The organism is Streptomyces sp. WAC03905 (assembly GCF_057371075.1).
In genome coordinates this window covers 4,820,364-4,845,000 of sequence record NZ_JBXYDZ010000003.1, presented here as the reverse complement: position 1 = coordinate 4,845,000, position 24,637 = coordinate 4,820,364, and the positions used below count along the sequence as shown (strand labels likewise).

At 73.3% G+C, this 24,637-nt stretch carries 21 protein-coding genes (1 of these 21 running past the window's edge); 8 read left to right on the top strand and 13 right to left on the bottom strand.

The genetic code is table 11. From position 1 onward, the window contains the following. A protein-coding gene (locus AC2RP6_RS24385) for an RDD family protein (protein WP_486448130.1) crosses the window boundary here: on the top strand, positions 1 to 644 show its 3' portion. Its footprint begins 256 nt before the window's first position; only the last 644 of its 900 coding nucleotides appear in the window; its start codon lies off the left edge, out of view; the stop codon is at positions 642 to 644. Between the two features lie 4 nt (positions 645 to 648). On the opposite strand, the gene AC2RP6_RS24380 is transcribed toward AC2RP6_RS24385, so the two are convergent. Further along, complete coding sequence (locus AC2RP6_RS24380) at positions 649 to 1,269, bottom strand: hypothetical protein (protein ID WP_486450431.1); 621 nt, start codon at positions 1,267 to 1,269, stop codon at positions 649 to 651. Positions 1,270 to 1,383: 114 nt separating this feature from the next. Beyond that, on the bottom strand, positions 1,384 to 2,820 hold the full coding sequence (ahcY, locus tag AC2RP6_RS24375) for an adenosylhomocysteinase (protein ID WP_486448129.1): 1,437 nt from the start codon (positions 2,818 to 2,820) through the stop codon (positions 1,384 to 1,386). Positions 2,821 to 3,136: 316 nt separating this feature from the next. On the opposite strand from ahcY, the gene lepB reads away from it, so the two are divergent. Continuing rightward, positions 3,137 to 3,823 (top strand): signal peptidase I, encoded by a 687-nt coding sequence (lepB, locus tag AC2RP6_RS24370; RefSeq protein WP_486448128.1) that lies wholly within the window; start codon positions 3,137 to 3,139, stop codon positions 3,821 to 3,823. Positions 3,824 to 3,887: 64 nt separating this feature from the next. Here the strand turns inward: lepB and AC2RP6_RS24365 are convergent, their stop codons facing one another. The 6 genes from AC2RP6_RS24365 to AC2RP6_RS24340 all read right to left on the bottom strand — a co-directional run bounded on the left by AC2RP6_RS24365 (position 3,888) and on the right by AC2RP6_RS24340 (position 9,732). Then, complete coding sequence (locus tag AC2RP6_RS24365; protein ID WP_486448127.1) at positions 3,888 to 4,811, bottom strand: cation diffusion facilitator family transporter; 924 nt, start codon at positions 4,809 to 4,811, stop codon at positions 3,888 to 3,890. 73 nt (positions 4,812 to 4,884) lie between these two features. Then, the gene (gene manA / locus AC2RP6_RS24360; protein ID WP_486448126.1) at positions 4,885 to 6,045 is read right to left on the bottom strand and encodes a mannose-6-phosphate isomerase, class I; all 1,161 of its coding nucleotides are present in this window, start codon (positions 6,043 to 6,045) and stop codon (positions 4,885 to 4,887) included. 39 nt (positions 6,046 to 6,084) lie between these two features. Beyond that, the gene (locus AC2RP6_RS24355; RefSeq protein WP_403930737.1) at positions 6,085 to 7,218 is read right to left on the bottom strand and encodes an SIS domain-containing protein; all 1,134 of its coding nucleotides are present in this window, start codon (positions 7,216 to 7,218) and stop codon (positions 6,085 to 6,087) included. Between the two features lie 57 nt (positions 7,219 to 7,275). Then, complete coding sequence (locus tag AC2RP6_RS24350; protein ID WP_486448125.1) at positions 7,276 to 7,458, bottom strand: Trm112 family protein; 183 nt, start codon at positions 7,456 to 7,458, stop codon at positions 7,276 to 7,278. Positions 7,459 to 7,909: 451 nt separating this feature from the next. Then, positions 7,910 to 9,280, bottom strand: a complete 1,371-nt coding sequence (locus AC2RP6_RS24345; RefSeq protein ID WP_486448124.1) for a phosphomannomutase/phosphoglucomutase — start codon at positions 9,278 to 9,280, stop codon at positions 7,910 to 7,912. A gap of 77 nt (positions 9,281 to 9,357) precedes the next feature. After that, on the bottom strand, positions 9,358 to 9,732 hold the full coding sequence (locus AC2RP6_RS24340; protein ID WP_486448123.1) for a DUF3499 domain-containing protein: 375 nt from the start codon (positions 9,730 to 9,732) through the stop codon (positions 9,358 to 9,360). Between the two features lie 90 nt (positions 9,733 to 9,822). On the opposite strand from AC2RP6_RS24340, the gene AC2RP6_RS24335 reads away from it, so the two are divergent. Further along, complete coding sequence (locus AC2RP6_RS24335; protein WP_486448122.1) at positions 9,823 to 10,302, top strand: metallopeptidase family protein; 480 nt, start codon at positions 9,823 to 9,825, stop codon at positions 10,300 to 10,302. Positions 10,303 to 10,331: 29 nt separating this feature from the next. Here the strand turns inward: AC2RP6_RS24335 and AC2RP6_RS24330 are convergent, their stop codons facing one another. From AC2RP6_RS24330 to AC2RP6_RS24320, 3 genes are all read right to left on the bottom strand, one after another. Further along, on the bottom strand, positions 10,332 to 11,816 hold the full coding sequence (locus AC2RP6_RS24330) for a DUF5719 family protein (protein ID WP_486448121.1): 1,485 nt from the start codon (positions 11,814 to 11,816) through the stop codon (positions 10,332 to 10,334). Further along, positions 11,813 to 15,511: a glycosyltransferase gene (locus AC2RP6_RS24325; protein WP_486448120.1), complete on the bottom strand. Its 3,699-nt coding sequence runs from the start codon at positions 15,509 to 15,511 to the stop codon at positions 11,813 to 11,815. The genes AC2RP6_RS24330 and AC2RP6_RS24325 overlap by 4 nt, the downstream gene beginning before the upstream one ends. A gap of 238 nt (positions 15,512 to 15,749) precedes the next feature. Continuing rightward, positions 15,750 to 16,013 (bottom strand): WhiB family transcriptional regulator, encoded by a 264-nt coding sequence (locus AC2RP6_RS24320; RefSeq protein ID WP_003983763.1) that lies wholly within the window; start codon positions 16,011 to 16,013, stop codon positions 15,750 to 15,752. 626 nt (positions 16,014 to 16,639) lie between these two features. On the opposite strand from AC2RP6_RS24320, the gene AC2RP6_RS24315 reads away from it, so the two are divergent. The 3 genes from AC2RP6_RS24315 to AC2RP6_RS24305 all read left to right on the top strand — a co-directional run bounded on the left by AC2RP6_RS24315 (position 16,640) and on the right by AC2RP6_RS24305 (position 19,506). Further along, positions 16,640 to 17,182, top strand: coding sequence for a cysteine dioxygenase (locus AC2RP6_RS24315; protein WP_486448119.1), 543 nt, complete (start codon positions 16,640 to 16,642; stop codon positions 17,180 to 17,182). 69 nt (positions 17,183 to 17,251) lie between these two features. Beyond that, positions 17,252 to 18,211 carry a 2-phospho-L-lactate transferase gene (gene cofD, locus AC2RP6_RS24310; protein WP_486448118.1) on the top strand — a complete coding sequence of 320 codons (960 nt, stop codon included), beginning with the start codon at positions 17,252 to 17,254 and terminating at the stop codon, positions 18,209 to 18,211. Then, positions 18,208 to 19,506 (top strand): coenzyme F420-0:L-glutamate ligase, encoded by a 1,299-nt coding sequence (locus AC2RP6_RS24305; protein WP_486448117.1) that lies wholly within the window; start codon positions 18,208 to 18,210, stop codon positions 19,504 to 19,506. Before cofD ends, AC2RP6_RS24305 begins: the two co-directional genes overlap by 4 nt. 182 nt (positions 19,507 to 19,688) lie before the next feature. On the opposite strand, the gene AC2RP6_RS24300 is transcribed toward AC2RP6_RS24305, so the two are convergent. Both AC2RP6_RS24300 and AC2RP6_RS24295 read right to left on the bottom strand, forming a co-directional pair. Further along, entirely contained in the window at positions 19,689 to 20,696 is a 1,008-nt protein-coding gene (locus AC2RP6_RS24300) for a DNA-3-methyladenine glycosylase family protein (protein ID WP_486448116.1), read from the bottom strand. 74 nt (positions 20,697 to 20,770) lie between these two features. Next, the gene (locus AC2RP6_RS24295) at positions 20,771 to 22,150 is read right to left on the bottom strand and encodes a peptidoglycan recognition protein family protein (protein ID WP_486448115.1); all 1,380 of its coding nucleotides are present in this window, start codon (positions 22,148 to 22,150) and stop codon (positions 20,771 to 20,773) included. A gap of 139 nt (positions 22,151 to 22,289) precedes the next feature. Between AC2RP6_RS24295 and AC2RP6_RS24290 the strand changes: the two genes are divergently transcribed. Next, on the top strand, positions 22,290 to 23,039 hold the full coding sequence (locus AC2RP6_RS24290) for a TIGR03089 family protein (RefSeq protein WP_486448114.1): 750 nt from the start codon (positions 22,290 to 22,292) through the stop codon (positions 23,037 to 23,039). Positions 23,040 to 23,213: 174 nt separating this feature from the next. Further along, positions 23,214 to 24,455 carry an LCP family protein gene (locus AC2RP6_RS24285; RefSeq protein ID WP_486448113.1) on the top strand — a complete coding sequence of 414 codons (1,242 nt, stop codon included), beginning with the start codon at positions 23,214 to 23,216 and terminating at the stop codon, positions 24,453 to 24,455. The last annotated feature ends 182 nt before the right edge of the window (positions 24,456 to 24,637 follow it).

The following is a 24,637-nucleotide window of genomic DNA, read 5'->3' as shown; positions in this document are numbered from 1 at the left end:
AGCTCGCCTGCGGGCTGCGGGTCGTGCGCGACGACGGCGGGCCCATCCGGTTCCGGCACGCGCTGGTGCGCGGGGCGCTGGGAGTCGTGGAGCTGCTGCTGACCTTCGGCACGGTGGCGGCCATCGCCTCGCTGGTGTCGGTCCGCGGGCGGCGGCTCGGAGACGTGTTCGCGGGGACCCTGGTGGTCCGGGAGCGGGTGCCGGGGGCCCGGGTGATGCCGGTGCCGCCACCGCCGCCGTGGCTGGCCGGGCGGTTCACGCAGCTGGACCTGTCGGCCGTACCGGACGGGCTGTGGCTGGCGATCCGCCAGTACCTGACGCGCATGGACCAGCTGGATCCGCAGGTGGGTGCGGCGATGGCGGCGCGGCTCGCGGACGATCTCGTGGCGCGTACGGGGGCGCCGCCGCCGGCGGGGGTGCCGGCCGCGGCCTTCCTGATGGCCGTGGTCCACGAACGTCAGTCGCGCGATGCCGCCCGGGCCTTCCGTGCCGCGGCCGCGGCTCCTCCCGTGGCGTCCGTCCCCCACGCGGCGCCCGTACCGCTCCTGCCGCCCGTCGCGCCCGGGCCGTCGCCGTACGTCGCCCCCGCGCCCGTAGTGCCCGCAGAGGTTCCGCGCGCCGGCGGGTTCGCTCCGCCCGCCTGAGGGGTCACTGGTCCTCGAAGGCCGAGGGCGGGGTTTCCAGGTGTTCCAGTTCGATGCCGGGGGCGGAGAGGACCACGTCACCGGCGATGTGGACCGTGTGGACCTCGCCCGTGTCCAGGGCGGTGACCCGGTACTCGTCCACCAGGAGCGGTCCGCTGTCCGTGGGGTGCTCCTCGCGGGCCACCAGCGCCCACGCCTGGTCGACCGTGCGCGGGGCCAGGACCGGGTCGGTGAGGGCGAGCAGCCGGACGCGGGTGGCGGGGGCGCCCGGGGTCGGGCGCAGCAGGCGGGCCGTGGCGATCAGGAAGGCCGGTGAGGTGCCGGTGAAGCCGGGTGCGGCGATGTTGCCCTCGGTGGCCTCGGTGCCGGAGGGGTCGGTGCGGACCCAGGTGACGCCGTCGAGTGCGGCGCCGCGGACCTGCCAGCTCGCCGCGTTGACCTCCAGGCGGATGGGGCGGCCCAGTTCGTCGATCGCCAGGTCCACGGAGCCGCGGTGGTCGCCGCCCGGCGCGGTGAGCTGGGAGACGTAGCGCCAGCCGGAGGGCCCGGGGGCGCAGTGGAAGTGCTCCTCGCCGAGGGGGGTGTGGTCGTGCGGGTCGTGGAGCGAGTAGCGGCCGCGGGGCATGGTGCGCACTCTTCTTCGGGTCGGAGGGGGATACGGGGCAGGCCCCCGGCACCTGTGCCGGGGGCCTGCTTCACGTTCTGCTGATCCGGACCGATCGGGGCGACCGGGGCGGGATCAGTAGCGGTAGTGGTCCGGCTTGTACGGGCCCTCGACCTGGACGCCGATGTAGGCGGCCTGCTCCGGGCGGAGGGTGGTGAGCTTGACGCCGAGGGCGTCGAGGTGGAGGCGGGCGACCTTCTCGTCGAGGTGCTTGGGGAGCACGTAGACCTCGGTCGGGTACTCCTCCGGCTTGGTGAAGAGCTCGATCTGGGCCAGGGTCTGGTCCGCGAAGGAGTTCGACATGACGAAGGAGGGGTGGCCGGTCGCGTTGCCGAGGTTCAGCAGGCGGCCCTCGGACAGGACGATGAGGACCTTGCCGTCGGGGAACGTCCAGGTGTGGACCTGCGGCTTGACCTCGTCCTTGACGATGCCGTCGATCTTGGCCAGGCCGGCCATGTCGATCTCGTTGTCGAAGTGACCGATGTTGCCCACGATGGCCTGGTGCTTCATCTTGGCCATGTCGGCGGCCATGATGATGTCCTTGTTGCCGGTGGTCGTGATGAAGATGTCGGCGATCTCGACGACGTCGTCGAGGGTGGCGACCTGGTACCCGTCCATCGCCGCCTGCAGCGCGCAGATCGGGTCGATCTCGGTGACGATGACGCGCGCGCCCTGGCCGCGCAGCGACTCGGCGCAGCCCTTGCCGACGTCGCCGTAGCCGAAGACGACCGCGACCTTGCCGCCGATGAGGACGTCGGTGGCGCGGTTGATGCCGTCGATCAGGGAGTGGCGGCAGCCGTACTTGTTGTCGAACTTCGACTTGGTGACGGCGTCGTTCACGTTGATCGCCGGGAACAGCAGGGTGCCCTCGGACATCATCTCGTAGAGGCGGTGGACACCGGTGGTGGTCTCCTCCGTCACGCCGCGGATCTCGGACGCGAGCTGGGTCCACTTCTGCGGGGACTCGCCGAGGGTGCGGTTGAGCAGGGTGAGGATGTGGGCGTACTCCTCGGAGTCCGCCGTCGACGGGTCCGGGGCGGAGCCGGTCTTCTCGAACTCGACGCCCTTGTGGACGAGGAGGGTGGCGTCACCACCGTCGTCGAGGATCATGTTCGGGCCGCCGGTGGGGGTGTTCGGCCAGGTCAGCGCCTGCTCGGTGCACCACCAGTACTCCTCCAGGGTCTCGCCCTTCCAGGCGAAGACCGGGACGCCCTGCGGGTTCTCCGGGGTGCCGTTCGGGCCCACCGCGATGGCGGCGGCAGCGTGGTCCTGGGTGGAGAAGATGTTGCAGGAGGCCCAGCGGACGTCGGCGCCGAGGGCGACGAGGGTCTCGATGAGCACGGCCGTCTGCACGGTCATGTGCAGCGAGCCGGTGATGCGGGCGCCGGCGAGGGGCTGGGCCTCGGCGTACTCACGGCGGATCGACATCAGGCCCGGCATCTCGTGCTCTGCCAGGGTGATCTCCTTGCGGCCGAACGCGGCAAGGGAGAGGTCTGCGACCTTGAAGTCCATGGGTGCTGCTCCTCATGGTTCGAGAGGTGGGTACGGCTGGTCCGTGCGCCGTCCTGGGGACGGGACACCGAGCACAGTCCGTCGGGGGTCCTCTCTCCCCTCGGCCGGTCGCAGGGACCGCCCGACCCGCCATCAGCAGCGACGCCTGACACTGATGACGAATCTACACCGATTGGCGGCGACGGCCCCAGCGGACGGGTAACTGGTCGGGTTCGGATCGCGGATCGGCGTGGGGCGACCCGCCCCGCCCACCGGGCTCTTTCGGCCAGACCGTAGTCTTCCGGCCGTTCATGTCGGTGGGAGGGGTGGGGGATCGATGGCACGCAGGCCTGGGCGGAGACGGGGGATCTGGGCGATCACGCTGCTGGTGCTCGGTGTGGCGCTGGCGTTCGGACCGGTGGTGTACCTGTTCGGCCGGTTCACCCCGGTCAAGCAGTTCAGCGAGAACATGCTGCCCACGATCCCCGAGGGGACCGTGCTCGCGATGGAAAGGAACCCCGGCGAGGTCCGGCACGGTGACGTGATCACCTACGATCCGGCCGGCTGGGGGTTCGACGGCCCGTTCCTCGGGCGGGTCGTGGCGCTGGGCGGGGACCACATCGCCTACGCGGCGGGGGACCGGGCGCTGACGCTCAACGGCAAGCCGCTCGACGAGCCGTACCTGGGCGACGTCGAGCCCGGGGCCGGTGGGGTGAGCTTCGCCGTCTCGGTGCCGCAGGGCCGGATGTTCGTGCTCGGCGACAACCGCGGCAATTCGGCCGACTCCCGGTTCCACCAGGAGTCCCATGCGGGGACGCTGCCGGTGTCGGCGGTGACCGGGATCGATTCCGGGCTCCACGAGGAGGCTCCGCAGATGCTGGCCCTCGGCCTGGTCTCCACCGCGGGGACCTGCCTCCTGCCCGTCGGGCTCGGGCTGGGGATCGCCTCGCTCGTGGCACGGCGGCGCCGGCCGGCCGAGGTGCAGGGACCCGTCTGGGGCGCCACCCGGGTGGACGTTCCCTAGGCCCGACCTGCGCCGAGGGCCCCCGCGGCTGTTGCCTGCGGGGGCCCTGGCGTGCGTACGGGTGCTACTTGGCGGCTTCGGGGCGGTAGATGTCCGGCTCCAGGTAGATCACCCGGGCGATCGGGACCGCCTCGCGGATGCGGGCCTCGGCGGCGTTGATCGCGTCGGCGACCTCGGTCGCGGTGTCGTTGGCCTCGACGGCGATCTTGGCGGCGACGAGCAGTTCCTCGGGGCCGAGGTGCAGGGTGCGCATGTGGATGACGCGGGTGACGACGTCCCCGTCGACGGCCGCGGCCTTGATCTTCTCGACGTCCTCGACGCCGGCGGCCTCACCGAGCAGCAGGGACTTCGTCTCCGCGGCCAGGACGATCGCGATGGCGATGAGGAGGACACCGATGCACAGGGTGCCGATGCCGTCCCAGACGCCGTTGCCGGTCAGCAGGGCGAGGCCGACACCGCCGAGGGCCAGCACCAGGCCGACGAGGGCGCCGAAGTCCTCCAGCAGGACGACCGGCAGCTCGGGGGCCTTGGCCCGCTTGATGAACTGGCTCCAGGTGAGCTTGCCGCGGATCTCGTTGGATTCCTTGATGGCGGTCCGGAAGGAGAAGGACTCGGCGACGATCGCGAAGACCAGCACGCCGACCGGCCAGTACCAGGCCTCGATCGGGTGCGGCTCGTGGATCTTCTCGTAGCCCTCGTAGAGGGCGAACATGCCGCCGACGGTGAAGAGCACGATGGAGACGAGGAAGGCGTAGATGTAGCGCTCGCGCCCGTACCCGAAGGGGTGCTGCGGCGTCGCCTCGCGCTGGGCCTTCTTCCCGCCGAGGAGGAGCAGGCCCTGGTTCCCGGAGTCCGCCAGCGAGTGGACGCTTTCCGCCAGCATCGATGACGAGCCACTGAAGAGGAACGCCACGAATTTGGCTACAGCGATGGCGAGGTTGGCGGCGAGTGCCGCCACGATCGCCTTGGTACCGCCCGACGCGCTCATGGGTGCAGGGTGTCCTTCCTTGGGCCAGTGACTACGGCCGCACATTGTTGCAGCCCCTGGGGCGGACGCCGCGTCAGACCACCACGGTGGCCCGGAAGACCGTTCCGTTTCCGGACAGTTCGACCTTTTCGCCCGCCGGTACGAAGGCCGATCCGCCGGGGGTCAGCGCCAGTTCACCGGCTTGTACGGAGCCTGCCGTGCACAGCAGGATCTGCGGGGCCCCGTCCGGGAGGACGTGGGGGGCGCCGCCGGGCGCGAGGAGGAAGCGGGAGAGCCGGAACTCGTCGATGGGGGCCTCGTAGACCTCCTCGCCGCCGTCGCCCTCGGGCCGCATGACGGTCGGGTCGCTCGGCTCGAACCGCACGATCTTCAGCAGCTCGGGCACGTCCACGTGCTTGGGGGTGAGCCCGGCGCGCAGCACGTTGTCGGAGTTGGCCAGCAGTTCGACGCCCAGGCCGTCGAAGTAGGCGTGCGGGACGCCCGCGCCGAGGAACAGGGCCTCCCCCGGCTGGAGTCGGACGTGGTTGAGCAGCATGGCCGCGATGACGCCGGGGTCGCCCGGGTACTCGTGGACCAGGGCGGCGTACGTGGCGTACGCGCCGCCCAGGCGTCCGGCGGCGACCGCGGTCTCGGCGACCGTACGGGCCATCTGCTCGCGGTCGGCGCTGAGTACGGCCGTCAGCACCTCGCGCAGCGCGGCCTCTTCGGGGTGGGCGCGCAGCAGGTCGGCGTAGGGCTTGAGGGAGTTGACGCCCAGGCCCTCGAACAGGTCGGCGGACGCCTGCGGGGAGCGGAAGCCGCACAGCCCGTCGAACGGCGTGATGGCGCAGATCATCTCGGGCTTGTGGTTGGGGTCCTTGTAGTTGCGGTGCCCCGCGTCGATCGGGATCCCGCGCCGCTCCTCGTCCTCGAAGCCCGCCTTCGCCTGGGCCAGGTCGGGGTGGACCTGGAGGGAGAGCGGGGCTCCGGCGGCGAGGATCTTGAAGAGGAAGGGCAGCCTGGGACCGAACTTGGCCACGGTGGCGGCGCCGAGCTCGCCCTCGGGGTCGGCGGCGATGACCTCCGCGAGCGACCTCTCGCCGGCGCCGCGGTCGACGCGGGACGGGGCGCCCGGGTGGGCGCCCATCCACAGCTCGGCCTGGGGCTCACCGGTGGGTTCGACACCGAGGAGCGCGGGGAGGGCCGTGGTGGATCCCCAGGCGTAGGGGCGGATCGTGTTGGTCAGGCGGTCCATCGTCGTCTTCCTGGATAGATCCGGGCACGTGCGCGAGTCTCAGCTGTGTCCCCCGGAGGCCAACGCCAGGTAGGCGGTGGCGAAATCCGTGACGGCGAGCAGTTCGGCGAGCTGCTCCAGCTCGGCGCCTTCCTCCGGTTCGAGCTCGCTGATGGCCGTGTCGTGGCTGAGGGCGAGTTCACGTGCGGCGGGGGCGGCGGTGAGGCCGCCGGCCGGCCGGTCGCGCAGCAGGACGACGCGGGCGCGAAGGGCTTGTGGCTCTTCGACCCGGTCGCGGAAGAAGTCGTCGGGGTCGGCGCCGGCGGCGAAGTCGCCGGCCAGCAGGATGCCGTGGGCGGGCAGCGCCTCGGGGAGCGCCGCGGCCAGCGCGGGGCGGCCCGCCAGCTCGGCGAGGGTGGCGGCGAAGCGGCGGCCGGCGGGCCCGGCGCCGGTTCCCTCGCTCCAGATGAGCGGCAGGGAGTCCGCCAGCTCGGCGGCGAGGGTCTTGGCCGGGTTGGAGTAGGTCGCGATGGCGGGCCCGCAGCGTTCGGCGGTGCGGTCGAGCCGGTCGGCGACCAGCTGGAGGGTGTCGGGGGCCGCGGTGATCAGGCCGACCTTGTCGAGGAGCAGCAGCAGGGGCGTCAGCAGGGCCCACAGGGCGCCCGGGCCGGCGGCGGCCGACTCGTCGAACTCCTGGTACGGGGCTTTGGCCATCGGTACGAGGAGTCCGTGCGCGCCGTCCACGGCCTCGCTGAGCGGTGAGCGCTCGGGGGCGACGGCGACGACGGTGCAGCCGCGCCGGTACGCCTGCTCGGCGAGCACGGCGAGCCCGGGCTCGGTGCCGTCGGTGGTGGCCACGAGCAGCAGGTCGACGGACCCGGCCCAGCCGGGCAGGGCCCAGCGCAGCGCCCCGGCGGCGTGGGCGACGCCGGTGGGGTCGAGCCGGATGACCGGCGCGGAGGCGCCCGCGAGGGCGCCGAGCAGGTCGGCCACGCCGGTGGCGGCGGTGCCGGGCCCGGCGATCAGGACCGCGCGGGGCCGGCCGTCGGGGCGCAGGGTGGCGATGCCCGCTTCGCTCGCGTGCCGGGCCGCGGTACGGACTCTGGCTCCGGCTTCGGCCGCGCCGCGGAGCAGGCCCCGTCGGTCGACGCGGGCGAGATCGTCCGGTGCGTCGAGGAGCGACTCGTCGAGCATGGCGGCCTCCGGCTGTTGGGTGACGGGAACCTGTCTGCGTCTGGTGGTGCCTGTGGGTCAGGCGGGGCGGCGGGCCTCGTCCACGAGGAGGACCGGGATGCCGTCGCGGACCGGGTAGGCGAGACCGCAGTCCTGGCCGGTGCAGAGCAGCTCGGGGGTCTCGTCGGCCGACTTGTCCTCGAGCGGGGCGTGGCAGGCGGGGCAGGCGAGGATCTCCAGGAGGCCGGCTTCGAGCGGCATGGGGTGGGTTCCCTTCGGCGATGCGGGTACGGCGTGGCGGGTATGGCGTGGTCAGCGTACCGCTGGGGCTCCGCCGGTGCGGCCCGGGGCGGGCGGGGGTGGGACCCGGCGGTGGCGCGGTGGCGCTGGGACCGCTGGGGCCCGCCCCGGCAGACCCGGGCTGCGGTGGCGCTGGGGCCCGGCGGCGGCAGACCCCGGCTGCGGTGGCGCTGGGACCGCTGGGCCCGACCGCGGCAGACCCCGGCTGCGCCGGTGCCGGGCTCCGCCCGGACCCGCGCCTCAAACGCCGGCGAGGCTGAATGTGCGGACCCGCGCCGGAAAGCCCGAGCACGCGAAGCCGGAGAGGCCGGCCCCCGCCGGGAAGCGCGAGCCGGCGAGGCTGCATGTGCGGACCCCGCCGGAAAGTGCGAGCCGGCACACCGGCCCGGCCGGGAGCTGTCGGCCCGGCGGGTCAGGCGCGGATGAGGGCCAGGGCTTCGTCGCGGACGCGGGTCAGGGTGACCTCGTCACGCGCCTCGACGTTCAGACGCAGCAACGGCTCCGTGTTCGACGCACGCACGTTGAACCACCACCCCTCACCCGTCACCGTCAAACCGTCCAGCTCATCCAGCGTCACACCCTCACGGCCACCGAAGGACTCCCGCACCGCCGCCAGCCGACCCGCCTGATCAGCCACCGTCGAATTGATCTCCCCCGACCCCTCATACCGGTCATAGGAAGCCACCAGCACCGACAACGGACCGTCCTGACCACCCAACGCCGCCAGAACGTGGAGCGCGGCCAGCATGCCCGTGTCCGCGTTCCAGAAGTCCTTGAAGTAGTAGTGCGCCGAATGCTCACCACCGAAAATCGCACCCGTCCGCGCCATCTCCTCCTTGATGAAGGAATGACCCACCCGCGTACGAACCGGCGTGCCACCGCTCTCCCGGACGACCTCCGGCACCGACATCGACGTGATCAGATTGTGGATCACCGTGCCCGACCCACCATGACGGGCCAGCTCACGCGACGCCACCAGAGCCGTGATCGCCGACGGCGACACCCCCACACCCCGCTCGTCCACGATGAAACACCGGTCCGCGTCCCCGTCGAAAGCGATACCCAGATCCGCACCCTCCGCCAGCACCCGCGCCTGCAGATCCACGATGTTCTTCGGATCCAGCGGATTCGCCTCGTGGTTGGGGAACGTCCCGTCCAACTCGAAGTACATCCGCGTCACATCCAGCGGCAGCCCCTCGAACACCGTCGGAACGGTATGACCACCCATCCCGTTGCCCGCGTCCACCACCACCTTCAGCGGACGGACCGACGACAGGTCCACCAGCGAACGCAGATGCTCCGCATACCCCTTCAGCGAGTCATGCTCCGTCACCGTCCCCGCCACCGTGCCCGCAGCAACCTCCGGAACGCCCGCGTCCAGCCAGCCCTCCACCAACGACCGGATCCGCGACAGACCCGTGTCCTGACCCACCGGCGCCGCACCCGCCCGGCACATCTTGATCCCGTTGTACCGCGCCGGATTGTGCGACGCCGTGAACATCGCACCCGGCAGACCCATCGACCCCGACGCGTAATACAGCTGATCCGTCGAACACAACCCGATCAACGTCACATCCACACCACGCGCCGCGGCACCCCGCGCGAACGCCGCCGACAGACCCGGCGACGAAGGACGCATGTCATGCCCCACCACGATCGCCGACCCACCCACGACCTCGACGAAAGCAGCACCGAACAGCTCCGCCAGGGACTCGTCCCACTCGTCCGGCACGACGCCACGCACGTCATACGCCTTGACGATGTTCGAAAGATCTGCGGCCACTGCCTGCCCTCCTGAGGTTCTGTGCGGTTGGGCAAACCTACCCTGAACCCGCAGCGACACCGCAGATGACCCGAGCGTCAGGAATCGGGCGATCTGAGGACGCGCAGGTGTCCGCGGCGGGTCTCGCCGGTGGTCTGGCCGCCCTTGCCGGTCGTGCCGGGCCCGGCGGAGCGGCCCGGCGGGCGCGCGGCTTCACGGACGGCGTTGGCCAGGGCTTCGAGGTCGTCGCCGCTGGGGCGCGACGGACCGGACCCGTCGGACAGACGGACGACCTCCCAGCCGCGCGGGGCCGTCAGGCGCTCCGAGTGCTCGGCGCACAGGTCGTAGCAATGGGGTTCGGCGTATGTGGCGAGCGGGCCGAGGACTGCGGTCGAATCGGCGTAGACGTACGTCAGTGTCGCGACGGCAGGGCGGCCGCACGCGGTGCGCGAACAGCGACGTACAAGGCTCACGACGTTGGACGGTACCGCACTCTTGACCGGGCCGCGACGACTCCACCTCTGCTGCCTCCCCCGTGTCGTGCTCGGAGCTACCCTGCGGGGGTGACGGACACCCCTTTGCCCCCTTGCCCCGCCGAGCCCCCCGCGGGGGGTCCCGGCGAGCCCAGAACGCGTCGGCGGGACCGGCACGGGCGCGGGATGCGCGGTCCGCTGGCCCCTCCGCAGGTGCCGCTGGCGGCGAGCCGGGCGGAGCTGTTCGGTGACCTCGTACGGGACTCCGTCGAGCGGCTGGAGCGGCGCTGGCCGCAGCTGTCCGAGGTGGAGTTCCTGGTCGGTGACGTGCCGGGGCCGCCGGGCGGTCCGGACGGCGGCTGGAACGACGAGGCGGTTCCGCTCGGTGCGGTGTCGGAGTCCCGGCAGGGGCGGCCGGCCCGGGTCGTGGTCTTCCGGCGGCCGGTGGAGATCCGTACGAAGACGCGTGACGAGAAGGCGATGCTGGTCCACGAGGTCGTGGTGGAGCAGGTGGCGGAGCTGCTCGGGCTCACCCCCGAGACGGTGGACCCCCGGTACGGCCAGGACTGATCATCCGGCCGTGACGGGGGTCCGGCCCGTCACCTGGTCAGGACGGAGAGGTCCTGGACGGCCTTGGGGACGGACACCGTGGAGTGGTCGTCCGAGAGGCCCTGCACGGTGAACATCGGGATGCCGTCGTGGGGGAGGGACAGCATGCGGGACGCGTGGACCGGTCCGCCCGAAACGGTCTCGACGGTGAGGGCGTAGGAGCCCTTCCCGCCGGCGGGGGCCAGACTCAGTGTCTGGGTGGTGCCCGCCTTGACCGTGACCTCCTGGGAGGCCGGTTCGCCGCCACCGGTGCCCGGGGACGCCGTCACCTTGACCTTCGCCTCGGCGCTCGGGGCGGTCAGCGACAGCAGGGTGCCGTTCTCCTCGGGCCGGTTGTCGGGGACGGTGGCCCGCGCGCCGACCGGCCGGGTGGCCGGGATGAATCCGAGTTCCTGCTTGGCGCCGCTGCCGCGGACCACGCGTACCGCCGCGACCACCGGGGCGGCCTTCTTGGCGTCGCTGGGACCGAGCACCAGCGAGCCGGGCTCGCCGCGGGTGAGGTCCTTGAGGTCCATGACGGCGGTCATGCCCGCCTTGACGTGCAGCTGTTCGCTGCCGGCGGGGGTGATGGAGCCGCCCCGTCCGGCCAGGCGCAGCTTGAGGTCGGCGTCCTCCTCGCCGGGCACGAAGGCGACCAGCCGTACGGAGGCGGCGTCCGCGGGAATGCCGGGCAGCACCACTGCGCCGGACGGGTCGGTGGACGCGGGCAGCCAGTCGGCGCCGACGTTCTCCTCGGCGACCTGCACGGAAGCGCCCACCCGGCCGGCCCGGGTGGTCACGTGGGCGGTGGCGTCGGCGAGCTGGGTGGCCGGCAGGAGGGAGGAGAGCAGGACGGTCTTGGTGGACTTGGCGTCGACGCGGATGTTCTCGCCGGTTCCCGCTTCGGGCTTGGCCATGCCGTCGGGGCCGAAGAGCGTGACGTCGACGATGGCGGCCGCGTCGTCGGGGTTGGTGAGGTGGAGGTAGTCCTCGCGGCCCTTGGCGGTGCTGACGCCGGGGAACCAGAAGTCGGTGCCGGGTGCGGTGCAGCCGACGCCGAGCACCCCCCGGGCGCGGCCGACCGAGACCTTGGTGGTCAGCTGCGCCGTCCAGCCGGGGGCGAGGGACCCGTCGGCGCTGCCGGTGAGGGCGGGGGCGTCGGCTCCGTTGGCGGTGGCGCCGGCGGGCTTGCCGGGCTCCTTGGCCTCCAGGACGGGTTTGGCGTCCTTGGTCGCGCCGAGCAGCCGGGCCGAGCCCTTGCCCTCGCCGGCGGGGGCACCGGGGGTGAACGAGGTGTACGTGGTCTCCGCGATGTCCGACGAGCTGGGCCCGGGGCAGACCAGCAGGGACCGTTCGACCGGCATCCGGGCGGAGGCGGCGGCCTTGCCGTCGGAGGTCCCGCCCGCGGGGGCGGGCGCGGTGAGGGCGGCGACGCCGGTGAGGGCGGCCAGCGCGGCGGTCACGGCCGCCAGCGTCAGGGGTGCGCGCTGCTTCACTGCTGGTGGCTCCCGTCGGGACGCGGGTCGTGCTGTGCGTGGACGTCGTGGGGCGGGTACGGCTCGTAGGACTCGTACGGGTAGGGGTACTGCTGCCCGTCCTGGTCGTGGACCGGCTGGTGCTGCGGGTGCTGCTGGTGCTGCTGCGGGTACGGGGTTCCGTAGGGCGCCTGGCCCTGCTGGTCGTAGCCGCTGTACTGCTGCTGCTCGTACGGGTACGGATCCTGGTGCTGCGCCGGCTGCTGGGGCTGCTGGGGCTGCTGGGGCTGCTGGGGCTCGTACGCGTAGCCGCCCTGGTCGTCGTACGCCTGGTACGCGTAGGAGTCCTCGCCGTACACCGGCTGGGCGGGGATCTGCGCGTACGGGTCGGCGGCGGCCGCGGTCTCCACCGGGCCGGGGGCGGCGTCCGCCTCCGCCCCGGCGCGGAGCCGGCGGGCCCGGCGGCCCTCGCCGGACTCGCCCGGGCCGGGGCGGGCGGCGGGCGCGGCCTCCTCCTCGGGCAGGTCGTCGTCGAGCTGGGCGCGCCGGCCGGGCAGCGCCATGACCAGCAGGACCAGGGCGAGCAGGCCCTGCGTCCAGTTCCAGGCGGTGCGGGGCAGGGAGTTCTCGTGGACGAGGTCGAGGCGGCCTCCGCCGGCGGGGAGTTCGAAGCCCTGGGCCCAGCCGTCGAGGGTCTTGGCCTTGAGCGGCTTGCCGTCGAGGGTGGCCTGCCAGCCGGCGTCGGCCCGGTCGGCGATGCGCAGGACGCGTCCGGCCTCGCCGGCGGGGATCTTTCCGTGGGCCTCGACGGGGCCGGCGGCGACCGGGATCGGGGCCTCGCCCTGCTTGGCGGAGACGATGACGGCGCGCGGCAGCCAGGGTTCGACGCCCCACAGGGCGGTGCCGTCCTGCTGGTGGCGGCGGCTCAGGCCCGGGGTGGCGTCGAGGACGCGGCGGACGTCCTCGGGTCCGCCGGGGCGGAACATCACGAAGCGGATGGCGTAGGCGCTGAGCTGGCTGGACTGGTCGGCTCCGGAGCCGGCGACGAGGTTGGAGACGACCTTGTCGAGGCGGGGGTCGTCGCCGGTCGCGGCGGTGATCTCGGCGTCTCCGAGGCGGCCGCCGGGGCCGCGGACGAGGCTGTAGGAGACGGTGGCGGGCCCGTCGAGGTGGAGGAGCAGGGTGCGGGTCTGGTTGTCGTCGCCGCCGGCGTCGGCGACGAAGGCGGGCACCTGCACGGGGTCGCGGCGCTGGAGCGGGCCGTCGGCGCCGGCGACCATCCAGGTGGCCGCGGCGATGAGCGGACCCGCGGCGGCGGCGAGGGCGATGAGGGCGGCGAGGGGCTGGCGCCAGCCGAAGTTGCGTGCGGCGACCCGGTCCTTGGCGCCGTCCGCGCCGACCGTGGCGGCGGCGAGGAGGGCGAGTCCGTGGACGAGGGTGGCGGGTCCGGCCCAGGCGCTCCGGTTGGCGAGGACGGCGAGGAGGAGGGCGGCCAGGGCGGTGGCCCAGGCGGTGCGGACGGCGAACTGCCGGTCGGCGCGGAGCAGCGCCGCGAGTGCGGCGAGGACGATGCCGGCGAGCAGCAGGGGGGCGGCGGCGCCGGGGCCGCCGGGGCTGATGCCGAGCAGGTCCAGGGCGCCCGCGGAGCCGGCCCCGTAGGGCAGTCCGGCCTCCTGGAGGAAACGGCCGGGGTGGGTGAGCAGGCCCAGCGACCAGGGGGCGAGGACGACCAGCGGGACGGCGAGGGTGGCGAGCAGCCGCAGGCCGTACGTCTTCCACTGCGCGCGGCGCAGGACGAGCGCGGCGGTGCCGAGGAGGACGGCGAGCGGCCAGACGACCGGGGTGAAGGCGGTGGCCACGGTCAGCAGGAGCGTGTACGTCCACACCGCGCGCCAACCGGGCCGCTGTTCGGCGTCGCCGTGCTCGCCGAGGCCGAAGGCGGTGACGGCGGCCCGGGCCATGAGGGGGAGCACGACGGCGAGGACGGCGGTGCCGAGGCGGCCGCCGGCGAGGGCGCCGGTGACGGCGGGGAGGAAGGCGTAGGCGGTGGCGGCCCAGGCGCGCAGCAGCCGGGATTCGACGAGCGGCCGGGAGGCGAAGTAGGCGGTGAGGCCGGCCAGCGGGACGGACCCGACGAGCAGGAGGGTCAGGGCGGCCTGGGTGGAGCCGAACAGCAGGGTGGAGAGGGCGCCGAGGGCGGCCAGGTAGGGCGGCGCGGAGGCGGTGGAGCCGGTGCCCACGGGGTGCCAGCCGTCGGTGTGGACGCTCCACAGGTCGAGGCCGCTGTCGGGGGCGGGCAGCAGGGCGCCGCCCATGAGGGAGCCGCCGCCGATCAGGGCGCGGCAGGCCGCGAGGGAGACCAGAAGGAGCAGTCCGAAGAGGAAGGGTGCGGGGTTGCGCGCGATCCGCTTCAGGCGGGCGAAGCGTTCGGTCTCCTGGTAGTCGCCGTCCTCGCCGGGGGCGTTGAGGATGCTGCCGCCGCCGTGCCGGCCGGCGGGGGTGGAGTCGGTGTGGCGGTCTCCGCCGAAGTACCCGGCGAGCTGGTCGGCGTTGGCCCGCAGGGAGGCGCCCGCCGGGGGGAAGAGGTGGCGCAGGTCGGAGGCGGGGACGGCGGGGCGGCTGCGGGCCTTGCGGGCGGCGAGGATGCGGCCGGGGCGCAGCAGGGTGGCGAGGAGGCCGGTGATCTCGTCGACGGCCTGGCCGGGGGCCTTGCCGATCAGGTAGGCGAGGGTGCGCAGGACGGTGCCGAGGACGACGCGCAGCAGGACGTAGGGCAGGGCGCGGGCGGAGCTGTTGGCGAGGATCGTGTAGACGGCGCCGGCCTTGTCGACGCGGTGCGGGCCGGCGGTGGTGCGGCCGGCGCAGTCGACGGTGCGGCGTTCGCGGGCGGAGGCCTCGGCGTGGCGCAGGACGGCGTCGGGGGCGACGAGGACGGTGTGGCCGGCGCTCTGGGCGCGCCAGCACAGGTCGACGTCGTCGCGCATGAGGGGCAGGCGCCGGTCGAAGCCGCCGAGGTCGTCGTAGACGTCGCGGCGGACGAGCATGCCGGCGGTGGAGACGGAGAGGACGGGGCGGACCTGGTCGTGCTGGCCCTGGTCCTGTTCGCGGCGGTCGAGGCCGGTCCAGCGGCGGCCGCTGCGGCCGATGGTGACGCCGGCTTCGAGGAGCTGCTTCTTGTCGTACCAGCCGCGGAGCTTGGGGCCGATGATCGCGGCGTCGGGGTTCTCGTCGGCGACGCGGAGGAGTTCGGTGAGGGCGTCGGGTTCGGGGGCGCTGTCGTCGTGCAGGAGCCAGAGCCACTGGACGGGTTCGCCGTGGGGGAGGTCGGGGAGGTCGTATGCGTCGTCGCGCCAGGTGCGGCTGACGGGGTCCCAGCCGCTGGGGCGCTTGAGGTACGGGAGGTCCTCGGGGCTCAGGGTGCCTGCGGTGCGGGCGGATTCGTCGACCGCGGTGCCGAATCCGGTGCGGCGGGCGAGGTGGAGGACGCGGTCGTCGCCGAGGGCGTCGGTGAGGAGCCGGGCGGACTCGTCGGCACTGCCGGTGTCGGCGGCGACGTGGTTCTGCGCGGGGCGTTCCTGGCCGAGGAGGCCGGCGAGCGTCCGGGGCAGCCAGCGGGCGCCGTCGTGGGCGACGAGGACCGCGGTGACGACGTGCCGGGGGAACTGTGGTGTGTCGGGGGCCTGGTAGGAGGCCGTCGACTGGCTGTGCAGGGACATCGCGGTACGGGCCCTCCGGCCGGGGGTCCGGGGGTGGTGTGCCCTCGGAGGCTGCTGGACAGCGCCCCACCCTAACGGCTGCCAAAGCGGCGGTCCGCCTCCTGCGGGGAAGGTGCAGGAGGCGGACCGTGTGCGGTGCGCGTCGTTCGGCCGTGCGTCGTGCTCGACGTCGTGCTCGGATATTCGGATATGTCGTGCGGGGTGCTGCGGGTACCGGGCCGGTGGTGCTCCGGCGGTGTCAGACGGCGGCCTTTTTCAGGCGCCGGCGCTCGCGCTCGGACAGGCCGCCCCAGATGCCGAATCGCTCGTCGTTGGCGAGGGCGTACTCAAGGCATTCGGAGCGGACCTCGCAGGCGAGGCAGACCTTCTTGGCCTCGCGGGTGGAGCCGCCCTTCTCCGGAAAGAAGGATTCGGGGTCGGTCTGGGCGCACAGGGCGCGCTCCTGCCATCCGAGCTCCTCGTCCGCTTCCTCGACCAGCAGTTCCTGAAACAGCTCGGTCATGTGCGCCCCTCGCTCCGTTGGTGCGTCCCCGTGGTCACGTCGTCACTCATTGCTACGTAACGACACGAGTGAAATTACAAGTGCGTGGCTCCGGGGCAGTCAAGCCGAGATCTGCTATTGGGCCCCTTATTCACTCTGCGGAACCAAGCCTATGCAGTAAGTGTTCATATCGCCAAAAATCGTGACACATGCCATCGGCGTCTTCAGATGTCACCTTCACCCGTTATCCACGCGTCACCCCGAAGTGGGGTTGCGGCCCGCCCCGAAGAGCGGCGCAGATCACATTCAGGTCACGACATGGCGAGATCAGGTTTAGCCCCGGCGCAGCGCAATTGCCCCGCCATTGGCTGCACAAACCTTTCTCCGCTCACAGTAACTGGATGAGGTGAAACTTTTACCCCAAACCGGACATTGGGTTGACAGCCGGACCCCGTACCCGGTCTCCTTGTTCGCATGTCAGCGCCCGCAGCCGCCACCCGGACCCCCATTCGTGGGTTCCTGTGCGCTGCCCAGGTTCGCTGTTGCTGTTGCTGCTGTTGATGCCCGTGGAGCCCCGGCTCCCCAGAGCTCCGGCCCTCCCCCACAGCGACCGCCAGCACGACTGACATCCGTCGAGGTATCCCCCGATGAACAGCACCACCGCCGCAAGCACCGCCGCCGCTCCCGCCGCGACCGCGCCCGTCGAGAGCGACCTCCAGATCGCCGGTGACATCCTCGCCGTCCAGCACCTCCTCCAGCCCGCCCGCGAACACCCGGCCACCGTCGCCGAATTCGTCGGTCTGGCCCGCTCCATCGCCGAGGACCGCGCCTCCTGGGAGCACCTCGTCCGGTACGACGCCACCACCCGCTGGTACCACCGGCTGCGCACCGGACCCGGCTACGAGGTCTGGCTGCTCAGCTGGGTCCCCGGCCAGGGCAGCGGCCTGCACGACCACGGCGCCTCCTCCGGCGTCCTGACGGTCCTGGAGGGCGAGCTGACCGAGCACACCTCCCGCGGACCGCTCACCCACCGCGCGGGCGGCCAGCGCGTCTTCGCCCCCGGCTACGCCCACGAGGTCGTCAACGACACCCTCGACGGCGCGGTCAGCCTGCACGTCTACTTCCCCGGTCTGACCGAGATGCCGATGCACAGCTGCTCCCCGGCCGCGTCCGAGACCGTCCCCGCCTGAGCCCCGCCCCCGGCCGGCGGGCCCACCCGCCGCCCGACCGCCCGACCGCCCGGCTGACAGACTGTCCGCATGCGCATTGTTGTTCTGGCCGGCGGTATAGGCGGCGCCCGGTTCCTGCGAGGTCTGAAGTCGGCCGTGCCCGACGCGGACATCACGGTCATCGGCAACACCGGTGACGACATTCACCTCTTCGGACTCAAGGTCTGTCCCGACCTGGACACGGTGATGTACACCCTCGGCGGTGGCATCAACGAGGACCAGGGCTGGGGGCGCGCCGAGGAGTCCTTCACCGTCAAGGAGGAACTCGCCGCCTACGGGGTCGGACCCACGTGGTTCGGCCTCGGGGACCGCGACTTCGCCACCCACATCGTCCGCACGCAGATGCTCGGCGCGGGCTACCCGCTGAGCGCCGTCACGGAAGCCCTCTGCGACCGCTGGCAGCCCGGGGTACGGCTGCTGCCCATGTCCGACGACCGGGTCGAGACCCACGTCGCGATCACCGAGGCGGGCACCGGCGAGCGCCGGGTCGTCCACTTCCAGGAGTACTGGGTCCGGTTGCGCGCCTCGGTGGACGCGGAGGCCGTCGTACCCGTGGGAGCCGAGCAGGCCAAGCCCGCGCCCGGCGTACTGGAGGCCGTCGCCGCGGCCGACGTGATCGTCCTCCCGCCGTCCAACCCCGTGGTGTCGGTGGGCACCATCCTCGCCGTACCCGGCATCCGGGACGCCGTGGCCGCCGCCGACGCCCCCGTGGTGGGCCTGTCCCCCATCGTCGGCGGAGCGCCCGTGCGCGGGATGGCCGACAAGGTGCTCGCCGCGGTCGGCGTCGAGGCCACCGCCGCCGCGGTCGCCCTCCACTACGGGAGCGACCTGCTCGACGGCTGGCTCGTCGACACCGCCGACGCGGACGCCGTCGCCGCGGTGGAGGCCGCCGGGATCACCTGCCGCGCGGTGCCGCTGATGATGACCGACCTGGAGGCCACCGCCGAGATGGCCCGGGCCGCGCTGGCCCTGGCGGAGGCCTCTCGGTGACGGCGGCGCCCTCGTACGAGGTACGGGCCGTCGACGGCATTCCGGAGGTCGGGCCGGGCGACGACCTGGCGAAGCTGATCACGACCGCCGCACCCGACCTGCGCGACGGCGACGTCCTGCTCGTCACCTCGAAGATCGTCTCCAAGGCCGAGGGCCGGATCGTACGGGCGGACTCGCGCGAGGCCGCCATAGACGCGGAGACCGTACGGGTCGTCGCGCGCCGGGGCGCCCTGCGGATCGTCGAGAACCGGCAGGGCCTGGTGATGGCCGCGGCCGGCGTGGACGCCTCCAACACCGCCACCGGCACGGTGCTGCTGCTGCCCGAGGACCCGGACGCCTCGGCCGCCGCGATCCGGGCCGGGGTGCGCGAGGCGCTCTCCGTGGACGTGGGCGTGGTCGTGACGGACACCTTCGGGCGGCCGTGGCGCAACGGGCTGACGGACGTGGCCATCGGCTCGGCCGGGGTACGGGTCCTGGACGACCTGCGCGGCGGCACCGACGCCCACGGCAATCCGCTGAGCGCGACGGTGGTGGCGACGGCGGACGAGCTCGCCGCGGCCGGGGACCTGGTCAAGGGCAAGGCGACCGGCCGGCCGGTGGCCGTCGTGCGCGGCCTGGCACACGTCCTGGGCGAGGGCGCCTCGGCGCGGGACCTGGTGCGCGCGCCGGCCGACGACATGTTCCGGCTGGGGACCTCGGAAGCCGTACGGGAGGCCGTGACGCAGCGCCGGACCGTACGGGCCTTCACGGCGGAGCCGGTGGACCCGGGCGCCGTGCGGCGGGCGGTGGCGGCGGCCGTGACGGCGCCCGCCCCGCACCACACCACCCCGTGGCGGTTCGTGCTGCTGGAGTCCGAGTCCGCACGGGTCCGGCTGCTGGACGCCATGCGCGACGCGTGGATCGCCGACCTGCGCTCGGACGGCAAGTCCGAGGAGTCGATCGCGAAGCGGGTGCGCCGCGGGGACGTGCTGCGGGCCGCCCCGTACCTGGTGGTGCCGTGTCTGGTGACGGACGGGGCGCACCACTACGGGCACGCCCGGCGGGACGCCGCCGAGCGGGAGATGTTCGTGGTGGCGATGGGCGCGGGCGTGCAGAACCTGCTGGTCGCGCTGGCCGGTGAGCGGCTGGGGTCGGCGTGGGTGTCCTCGACGATGTTCTGCCGGGACGTGGTGCGGGAGGTGCTGGAGCTGCCGGACGACTGGGACCCGATGGGGACGGTGGCGGTCGGCCACCCGGCGGCGGCCCCGCCGCAGCGGCCGGGCCGGACGGCGGAGGACTTCATCCGGGTCCGCTGACCCGAGCGGCGGCGCCGGCGGCCGGCCCGCCGGGTGGCGCCGGTGAGGCCCGCGGTGTCCGGTGCCGCCGTGCATCGCAAGCCGGAGGGGCGCCCGAGTACTGGACGTACTGGGGCGCCCCGACAACGCGGCGAGGTGCGGTGCCGGGCGCCGCGGGCCAGGTGCGACTTTGACGACAGGGCCTAGAAGCGGCCGATGTCGCTGCGGTACATGCGGGGGGTGCGGCGGGGCGGGGTGCGGCCCGCCAGGAGGATGAGGCGGGCCGCGCGGTGGCGCTGGCCCGCGTACGGGGCGAGGAGCTCCAGCATGGCGGCGTCGTCGGTGTCGCGGTCACCGACGAGGGCGTAGCCGATGATCCCGGGCAGGTGCAGGTCGCCGGTGGTGACGGCGTCGGGGTGGCCGTTGCTGCGCTGGAGGGTCTCGGCGGAGGTCCACGGGCCGATGCCGGGGACGGCCTCCAGTCGCCGTGCGGCCTCGGGCAGGTCCATGCCCGAGGCCTCCTCCAGGCGGTCGGCGACGCGCACGGCCCGGACGATGGTGTCGGAGCGCTTGGCGTCGACCCCCGCCCTGTGCCAGTCCCAGGACGGGATCAGGGCCCAGGTCCGGGGGGCGGGCATGACGGACAGGTTCAGCCCGTGGGGGCCGGGGGCGGGCTCGCCGTACCACGTGACGAGGCGGCGCCAGGCGCGGTAGGCCTCGTCGGCGGTGACCTTCTGCTCCAGGACGGTCGGGATCAGGGACTCCAGGACCAGCCCGGTACGGGTCAGGCGCAGGCCCGGGCGGCTGCGGTGGCTGGCGTGCACCAGGCGGTGGCGCGGGACGAAGGCCGCCGGGTCGTCGTCGGCGCCGAGCAGCGCGGGCAGCCGGTCCAGGAGCCATGCGGCGCCCGCGCCCCAGGCCTCGGCGTCGATCTCCGCGTCTCCCGTGCCGGCCCGGGAGACGCGGAGGGTGGCCGGGCCCTCGGGGGTACGGGTGGCGCGCCACACGGAACCGTCGGGGGTGGCGCGGAAGGTCGGGTCGCCGGGGCCGCGCCGGAGCGGGCCGAGGGTGAGCCCCAGGTCGACGGGGCCGTCGGGGGTCCAGCGGCGCGTCGCTCCCCCGCCGCCGGCCGCGCTCGCGGGGCCCGGCGGCACGTCGGTGCGTCCACCCCGCACGGAGGTGCGGTTGAGGGGTTCGAATCGGCCGGCCATGTATCGAGCCTAAGTGCTCGGCGGTGCCGCCCCCGCCCGCCCGTGGGTGGGGGCGGGCGGCGGGCCGGAGTCCGCTACGGGCGGCCCTGTAGCCTGGCCGAGGAGGTGCGGGTCGTCGGGAGCTTGCCGTAGAGCTGCTTGCCGGGGCATTCCGTCGCGAAGCCGTCGCGGTGGCCCGAGATGACGTTCATCGAGACGTTGCGGCCCTTGGGGTAGCGGTTGCCGCCGCCCGACTTCAGGGTGGTCTTCGCGCGCGGGTCGCGGCCGAAGAGGCCGAGCTTCCAGGCGGTGAGGCGGGCGACCGCGTCGACGGCGGCGGCCGGGGGCGCGGAGGAGGTGAAGGTGCCGAGCACCGCCACGCCCATGCTGTCGGTGTTGAAGCCCATGGTGTGCGCGCCGAGGACCGGCTTGGAGACGCCGCCCGCGCGGCCCTCGTAGACCGTGCCGCACTTGTCGACGGCGAAGTTGTAGCCGAAGTCCCGCCAGCCGCTGCTGACCACGTGGTAGCGGTACAGGCTGCGCAGCACCGCCGGGGCGTCCTTGCAGGCGTAGTTGTTGCCGGAGGCGCTGTGGTGGACGAACGCCGCCTTCACGGTGTTGGTGTAGACGAAGGCCTTCTCGCGCAGGGACTCGTCCGCACCCCACCCCTTGCGGGTGACGATCCGGGGGCGCGGGCCGATGTACGGGGCGGCCGCCGCGGTCAGTTCGCCGTCGCTGGCGAAGACGGCGTCGGCGGTGGAGTCGGCCTTGTTCAGCTCGGTGATCTCGTTCGCGCCCAGCTGGGCGTGCGGCACGTTCGCCGCGGAGGCCTCGGCCATCGCCATCGTCAGGCCGGGCGCCACCTCGCCCTTGTCGTCGCCCGGGCCGCTGTTCTTGCCGTCGGTGGGACCGGCGGGCGCCGCGCCCGGGTCGACGAGCTCGATCCGCAGGCCCGAGGGCAGCCGGGCGCCCGCGCGGGTGGCCGGGGCGTCCGTCTCCGCCTGGACGCGGACCTCCACGCCGTCGGACTCCCCGACCCACAGCGGGGCGGTGGCGCCCCGGAGCCGGCCGGAGCCGCGCTCCACCGCGTCGGGGTCGGCCGCGTGCTCGCTGTTGTGGACCTCGACGTCCTGCCAGTCGGACCACGTCGCGGTCCGGGTGGAGCGCGTACGGACCTGGACGCGGCCGTTGAGCTGGGTGGTGACGTCGTCCCAGACGACACCGACCAGCGAGAACGTCTTGACCTCACGGGCGGTCAGGCCCTGCGTCTCGGGGCCGCGGGGCGAGGCGCTCATTCCGGGGACACCGGGGCTGCGGTCCGCCGCGGGCCCGACGGGGGCGAGGGGCAGCGACTGGGTGGACCCGGCCGGGGTCGTGGGGACGGTTTCGGCGAGTGCTGGAGTCGGGAGCGCGAGGGGCAGGGCCAGTGCGGCGGCCGTCGCGACGCCGATCGAGGAAGCAAGGAATCCACGCATGAAAAGGATGGTGAACACGCGCATCACGGGGCGCCATCCGAGATCTGATGCTCCGTCCGCTGCGCCGCGCATACCCCTCCCCCGTACGGATGAGCGGCGGGCCCCCGTACGGGGGAGGGCCCCGCGTACGCTGGGCCGGGTGAACGCCATCACCCGCACCCCTGCCGACCTGCTGCGATCCGCGCTCGCCGCCGATCCGGGCCGCCCGCTCGTCACCTTCTACGACGACTCCACCGGCGAACGCGTCGAATTGTCCGTCGCGACCTTCGCCAATTGGGTGGCCAAGACCGCGAATCTGCTCCAGGGCGACCTGGGGGCCGAGCCCGGTGACCGGCTCGCGCTGCTGCTGCCCGCGCACTGGCAGAGCGCGGTGTGGCTGCTCGCCTGTGACTCGGTCGGGGTCGTGGCGTCGGTGGGCGGGGACCCGGGCGACGCCGACCTCGTCGTCAGCGGTCCGGACACGCTGGAGCGGGCCCGCGCCTGCGGAGGCGAGCGGGTGGCGCTCGCCCTGCGGCCGCTGGGCGGGCGCTTCCCGCAGCCCCCGGCCGGCTTCGCGGACTACGCGGTGGAGGTGCCGGGGCAGGGCGACCGCTTCGCCCCGTTCGTCCCGGTGGATCCCGAGGACCCCGCGCTGGTCGTCGGCGGCGAGGAGCTCTCGCACGCGGCCCTGGTGGACCGGGCCCGCGAGGACGCTGCGAAGCTCGGCCTGGGCGAGGGGTCCCGGATCCTGACCGGGCTGGGTTACGACTCCTGGGAGGGGCTGTCCGCCGGGCTGTACGCCGCCCTGGCGGCCGGGGCCTCCGTGGTGCTCTGCCGGAACCTGGACCGGCTGTCGCCGGAGGCGCTGGCCCAGCGGACCGAGAGCGAGCGCGTCACCCATACGGTCTGACACCGGCGCCCGGGCCGTCACCCACACTGATCAATCCCCGGAACCGCCGATCTGTCACCCGGACGGCCCTAGACACGACCCCGCCCCCGGGCTGCTCCGACACCCCGGGGGCAGGATCGGCAGTGGCCGTGCTCACCCGTACGGCTGCTCGCAGCGGCGAGGGGACGGACGCCAGTGACGGACAGCGCAGGCATACCAGGCGGCACCGGTGCGGCCGGGGGCGGGCGACGGCCCCCGTGGACCCGCAGGCACCGGCTGCTGCGCTGGATCGGTCTCGGGCTGGCCCTGCTGGTGCTGCTGGGGACGGCCGCCGGCTGGTGGCTCTACAACAAGCTCGACGGGAACATCACCGAGGACACCTCGGCCGCGGCCGAGCTGGCGCGCTACGAGCGCGAACGCCCGGCGCACCTCGCCACCGGCGCCCAGAACATCCTGCTGATCGGCTCCGACTCCCGGTCGGGCAGGGGCAACGCCGGGTACGGGGAGGACAAGGGCACACAGCGTTCGGACACCACGATCCTGCTGCACCTGCCGCAGGACCGCAGGAGTGCGACCGCCGTGTCGATACCCCGGGACCTGATGACGCAGATCCCCTCCTGCCTGCGGTCGGACGGGAAGCGGACCGGCGCCGCCTTCGCGCAGTTCAACTGGGCGTTCGAGTGGGGCGGGGCCGCCTGCACCATCCGCACCGTGGAGAAGCTCACGGGCATCCGGATCGACCACCACATGGTCATCGACTTCAGCGGGTTCAAGCGGATGGTCGACGCCGTCGGCGGGGTGGAGGTGTGTCTCGCCGAGCCGATCGACGACGTCCAGGCCAAGCTGAAGCTGTCCGCCGGCCTGCAGACCCTCCGGGGCGAGCAGGCGCTGGGGTTCGTCCGCGCCCGGCACAGCCTGGGCAACGGCAGCGACACCGAACGGATGGACCGCCAGCAGCAGTTCCTCGGCTCGCTCGTCAAGAAGGTCCAGAGCAACGGCGTACTGCTGAACCCGACGCGGCTGTACCCGCTGCTGGACGCCGCCACGTCCTCGCTGACCACCGATCCGGGGCTGGCCTCACTGCGCAACATGTACGAACTCGTACGGGGCGTAAGGGGTATACCGACCGATCGCATCACGTTCCTGACCGTTCCGCGCCGGCCCTACGCCCCCAACCCCAACCGGGACGAGCTGGTGGAGCCGGACGCCACACGGCTGTTCCGGCAGCTGCGGGAGGACGGACCGGTGACGGTGACCCCGCCGCAACCGTCGGCCTCGAACGCCGCCCGGACCCCCGCGGCGGCCGCCCCGAGCCCTGCCGCGACCTCCACCGACGGGGTTCCGGAAGGGAATTCGACCCGCGAGGGAACCTCGACCCCCTCCGCACCCATCCCTACCTTCACAGGAACGACCGCAGGGAACGCAGAGTGCCGGTAAAGCAATCCCAAAAGCCGGTGACCGAACCGAGTGGGATGGGCGGTTCACCCCGTTATAAGGGGAGTGGAATTTGTCACCACCATGGTTTGCGGCCGAACAGGACGGATAAGGTGAGCGATCCGGTGCCCGGCCGGACCGGAGACCGGGTACCAGCAGCCGGATCGTTGACCGTGCGCCTTGGG

Bases quoted from the DNA above. Each gene is read 5' to 3' on its own strand.
- AC2RP6_RS24325 (WP_486448120.1), bottom strand. From the start codon at position 15,511: ATGTCCCTGCACAGCCAGTCGACGGCCTCCTACCAGGCCCCCGACACA.
- AC2RP6_RS24300 (WP_486448116.1), bottom strand. From the start codon at position 20,696: ATGGCCGGCCGATTCGAACCCCTCAACCGCACCTCCGTGCGGGGTGGA.
- AC2RP6_RS24380 (WP_486450431.1), bottom strand. From the start codon at position 1,269: ATGCCCCGCGGCCGCTACTCGCTCCACGACCCGCACGACCACACCCCC.
- AC2RP6_RS24320 (WP_003983763.1), bottom strand. From the start codon at position 16,013: ATGACCGAGCTGTTTCAGGAACTGCTGGTCGAGGAAGCGGACGAGGAG.
- cofD (WP_486448118.1), top strand. From the start codon at position 17,252: ATGCGCATTGTTGTTCTGGCCGGCGGTATAGGCGGCGCCCGGTTCCTG.
- lepB (WP_486448128.1), top strand. From the start codon at position 3,137: ATGGCACGCAGGCCTGGGCGGAGACGGGGGATCTGGGCGATCACGCTG.
- AC2RP6_RS24355 (WP_403930737.1), bottom strand. From the start codon at position 7,218: ATGCTCGACGAGTCGCTCCTCGACGCACCGGACGATCTCGCCCGCGTC.
- AC2RP6_RS24315 (WP_486448119.1), top strand. From the start codon at position 16,640: ATGAACAGCACCACCGCCGCAAGCACCGCCGCCGCTCCCGCCGCGACC.
- manA (WP_486448126.1), bottom strand. From the start codon at position 6,045: ATGGACCGCCTGACCAACACGATCCGCCCCTACGCCTGGGGATCCACC.
- AC2RP6_RS24295 (WP_486448115.1), bottom strand. From the start codon at position 22,150: ATGCGTGGATTCCTTGCTTCCTCGATCGGCGTCGCGACGGCCGCCGCA.
- AC2RP6_RS24365 (WP_486448127.1), bottom strand. From the start codon at position 4,811: ATGAGCGCGTCGGGCGGTACCAAGGCGATCGTGGCGGCACTCGCCGCC.
- ahcY (WP_486448129.1), bottom strand. From the start codon at position 2,820: ATGGACTTCAAGGTCGCAGACCTCTCCCTTGCCGCGTTCGGCCGCAAG.
- AC2RP6_RS24350 (WP_486448125.1), bottom strand. From the start codon at position 7,458: ATGCCGCTCGAAGCCGGCCTCCTGGAGATCCTCGCCTGCCCCGCCTGC.